General features: G+C 74.6%; 2 protein-coding genes. Both read right to left on the bottom strand.

The window, feature by feature from the left end; translation table 11 throughout:
- Positions 1 to 181: 181 nt before the first annotated feature.
- On the bottom strand, positions 182 to 1,300 hold the full coding sequence (locus ACZ4WV_RS35300; RefSeq protein ID WP_465753184.1) for an FAD-dependent oxidoreductase: 1,119 nt from the start codon (positions 1,298 to 1,300) through the stop codon (positions 182 to 184).
- A gap of 286 nt (positions 1,301 to 1,586) precedes the next feature.
- A complete protein-coding gene (locus tag ACZ4WV_RS35295; protein WP_465753182.1) occupies positions 1,587 to 4,238 on the bottom strand; it encodes a SpoIIE family protein phosphatase in 2,652 nt (883 codons plus the stop codon).
- Positions 4,239 to 4,381 lie beyond the last annotated feature (143 nt).

Raw genomic sequence — 4,381 nt, 5'->3', positions numbered from 1 at the left:
GGAAAAAAAAAAAAAAAAAGAAGAAAGGAGGAGACCACCCCTCCCCCGCCCCCCCCCCCCCCCCCCCCCCCCCCCCCCCCCCCCCCTGCCGGCTCCCCGCCTGCCGGTGTTCGGCGGCGTCCCCCTCCTGCACCCGCAGGCGAGGACGGCCGACTCGTCGGCGGGGCCGGGGTTCAGCTCATCACCGGCTCTGCCCGCTGATGAGTTCGATCAGGGCCTGGCCCACGTCCCCCTCGAGGCCGCTGCCCGGCAACGAGGTGGCGGCTTCCGCGCTGCGGGGGAACATGGCCTGCTCGTACTCGGAGAGCGCGGCCTCGACGTCGTCGGGGTGCGCGGCGAGCGCCCTGCCGAGCTCGGCGCCGTCGAGCATGGCGAGGTTGGCGCCCTCGCCGTTCGGAGCGGTGAGGTGGGCGGCGTCGCCGAGCAGGGTCACTCCCGGCACCCGGTCCCACCGGTGCTCGGCCGGGAGGGCGTAGAGGTGGCGCAGGACCGGCGCGGTGTCCGCCTCGGTGATCAGCGCGACGAGCTCCGGCGCCCAGCCGGCGAACTCCCGCGCGATCCGCGCGGTGGCCGCGGCGGTATCGCTGAAGTCGATGTCCGCGAACCAGTCCAACGGCTCGCTGATCCCCACGTAGGCGTGCAGGGTGTCGCCGCTCTCGCGGTGGGCGAAGATCTCCCGGCCCGGCGACGACGCGATCATGGACCCGCCGCCGACCGCTCGCGCGGTGGCCGGGTAGCGGGTGGGCGCGTCGATCAGGTGGGTCTCGACGACCGACCTGCCGGTGTACGCGGGCCTGGCGGCGGAGAGCAGCGGCCGGACGCGCGACCACGCGCCGTCCGCGCCGACCAGCAGGTCCGTGACGACGCTGTCGCCGTCCGCGAACGCCACCTCGTGACGGCCGTCGCCCAGCGGGCGGACGGCGGTCGCCTTCCGTCCCCACCGGACGGTCCCGGCGGGCAGCGAGTCGAGCAGGATCCGTCGCAGGTCGCCGCGTTGCACCTCGGGGCGTCCGCCCGTGCCGTCGTCGGCCATCTCGAACCGGACGGACCCGTCGCGGTCCAACACTCGCATCGCCTGACGGCCCTCCAGCACGATGGCGTGGAACTCGTCCATCAGACCGGCCGCCCGCAGGGCGATTTGGCCGTTGTAGTCGTGGATGTCGAGCATCCCGCCCTGGGTGCGCGCCGCCGGCGAGGGCTCGGCCTCATGGACGGTGGCGGGTATTCCGTGGAGGTGCAGGACCCGGGCCAGCGTGAGACCGCCGAGCCCGGCGCCGATGATCGTGACGGGTGTGCGCATGGTGACTCCTTCAGGATCGGGCCGCCCGATGTTTCCGACCGGCCGTCCCTGAAAGGTGTCAGGCGCCACTGTCATGTCGCCGTCGCGTCACCGTCATCCGGCCGGCGGCCGCACCGGGCGACCCGCAGCCCACCCTCAGCCCACCGGCAGGCGACTGTCAGACGACCGACACCGCAGGTCGCCGAGCTCCTGCCGGCCCGCGACCACGTCGGGTTCGGCGGAAGTCACCCCGTGATCCCCTCCTCAGCCGGTCCGGGGCCTCGGGCTTCCGCGGCCTCAGGCGGCCTCAGGCTTCCCGGCCTCGGGCGTCCTCGGCGAGATCCTGCTCGCACCAGATGGTCTTGCCGTGCACGGTCTGCCGGGTGCCCCAGCGCTGGGTGAGCTGGGCGACCAGCAGCAGGCCGCGGCCGCCCTCGTCGAACATCCGGGCCCGCCGCAGGTGCGGCGCGGTGCTGCTGCCGTCGGAGACCTCGCAGATCAGTGAGCGGTCGTTGATGAGCCGCAGCTGGATCGGGTCCCTGCCGTAGCGGATGGCGTTGGTGACGAGTTCGCTGACGACGAGTTCGGTGACGAAGGCGGCGTCCGCCAGGCCCCAGGCCGTCAGCCGGCTGACGGCGTCGGCCCGGACGGCGGCGACCGCCGCGAAGTCGGCGGGCACCGCCCAGGTCGCGACCCGGGCCGGGTCCAGGCGCCGGACCCGGGCCAGCAGGAGGACGGCGTCATCGGCGGGGTGGTCCGGCAGCAGGGCCCGGACGATCCCGTCGCACCGGGTTTCCAGCGAGCCGTCCGCGACGGCCAGGAGGTGCCGCAGCTCGTCGAGGCCGGCGTCCATCGTGCGCTGCCGGGACGCGACGAGGCCGCCGGTGTAGAGGGCGAGCAGGCTTCCCTCGGGGAGCACCGTCTCGACGGCTTCGAAGGGCAGCCCGCCCAGGCCGAGCGGAGGTCCGGCGGGCAGGTCCAGCACGGTCGTGGTGTGGTCCGGGTGGGCCACGGCGGGCGCCGGGTGGCCAGCGCTGGCCAGCGAGCAGCAGCCCGACACCGGGTCGTAGACCGCGTACAGGCAGGTGGCCGCGACGTCTCCGGCGGTGACGGAGTCCGGGCCGCTCGCGGTGTCGGCGGCCAGCCGGATCACGAGGTCGTCGAGCTGGGTGAGCAGTTCCTCCGGTGCGAGGTCGACGTCGGCGAGCGTCCGGACGGCGGAGCGCAGCTGGCCCATCATGGCGGGGGCCCGCAGGCCGCGCCCGGTCACGTCACCGACCACAAGCGCCACCCGTGCGCCGGACAGCGGGATCACGTCGACCCAGTCGCCGCCCACGCCGAGCCGGGGGTCGGCCGCGCGGTAGCGGAAGGCCGCCTCCACCGCGGACAGCTCCGGCAGCCGCTGCGGCAGCAGACTTCGCTGCAGGTCGAGGGCCGTGCTGCGCTCGCGGGTGAAGCGCCGGGCGTTGTCCAGCGCGACCGCCGCTCGGGCGACCAGCTCCTCGGCCAGGGCCAGGTCGTCGTCGTCGAAGGGCTCGGCGTTGCGGGAGCGGACGAACTCCACCACGCCCAGGGGCGTGCCCCGGGCGATCACCGGTACCTGGATCCAGGAGTGGAAGCCGTACGTGCGGCAGGTGGCGGCCCGCGGCGGGTCAGCGGCCAGCCACGCCGTGATGTCCGCGTCCGGCGTCCGGTGGAGTTCGGAGCGCCCGGTGGCCATGCTGCGGAGGTGGGGCGAGTTCTCCGGGTGGAAGTCGGCGTCGCCCTCGCGGACCACCGCCTCCGGCGCGCCCTCCAGCACGGACCGGTGGGCCACCCGGCACAGCACGGCACCGGTGACCGGCCCGGGGGCGGGCTCGTCGCCGCCCATCAGCTCCTCCAGGAGATCGACGCTGACGAAGTCCGCGAGCCGGGGCACCGCCACGTCCGCGAGTTCCCGCGCCGTCCCGACCACGTCCAGGGTGGTGCCGATCCGGTCGCCCGCCTCGTACAGCAGCCTCAGCCGTTCCCGGGTCTCCTCCGCCCGGCCCGCCACCGCGAGCAACTCGGTGGTGTCCCGCAGCGTCGCCACGAAGCCGGCGGGACCGTTGCGGACCGCCATCGGCCGCAGGTTGACGGCCAGCAGGCGGCCCCCGGCCGGGCGCACCTCGTCCGTGACGGTCCGCCCCGACGCCAGCAGGGCGGCCATGCCCGGGTCCACGCCCAGCTCGTCCGGCCGCCGGCCCTCCGCGTCCGGGGGCAGGCCGAGCAGCTGCCGCGCCTCGTCGTTGGCCAGGATCAGCCGCCGGTCGGCGTCCAGGATCAGCACGCCCTCGCGGACCGCGTGCAGCACGGCGTCGTGGTGCTCGTACATCCGGGTCATCTCGATCGGGCCCAGCCCGTGGGTCTGGCGGCGCAGGCGCCTGCTCACCAGCACCGCCCCACCGGCGGCCAGCACCAGCGCGCCCACCGCGGCGCCGATCAGGACCGGCAACTGGCGGTCGATCGTGGCACTGACGTCGGTGGTCTGCACGCCCGTGGAGACCAGCCCGACCACCGTGCCGTGCGCGTCCTTGACGGGGACGAGCGCCCGGACGGCGTTCTGCGGGGACCCCTCGAAGATCTCGGTGAAGGACTGCCCGGCCGTCGCCCGGCCGATGTCGCCCTCGACGCGCCGGCCGATCAGCCCCGGCATCGGATCGGTGTACCGGATTCCGTCGGTGCTGAGCACATCGACGAAGTCGACACCGGAACCCCGCTGGGCCGCCAGGGTGAGCGGCTGGAGCACCGCCGTGGGATCGGACGACCGCAGCGCCTCCACCAGGCCCGGAGAGTTCGCGAAGCCCTCCGCGACGGCGAGCGACTTGTGCCGGGCGTCGTCGTGGGCGTTGCTCGTGGTCTTCACCACCAGGGCGGCCATCCCGACCGCGGCGAGCACCAGCAGAACCGTCAGCTGCCACAGGAACGCCTGCCCGGCCACGCTCCGCAACCCGACGGGCGACGCCGCCCGCGTCCCGGGGGGGGGGGGGGGGGCCGGAACCCGGGCTCCGGGTATCCCCCCCCATCCCAGGAGGAGGGGCGCCCCCACCCCACGTGCCACCCATACCCAACCTAATCACCCAC

The organism is Kitasatospora sp. NPDC029312 (assembly GCF_055569215.1).
Note: the sequence above shows the minus strand (reverse complement) of the source record. Positions and strands in the feature narration are given on the sequence as shown.

Bases quoted from the DNA above. Each gene is read 5' to 3' on its own strand.
- ACZ4WV_RS35300 (WP_465753184.1), bottom strand. From the start codon at position 1,300: ATGCGCACACCCGTCACGATCATCGGCGCCGGGCTCGGCGGTCTCACG.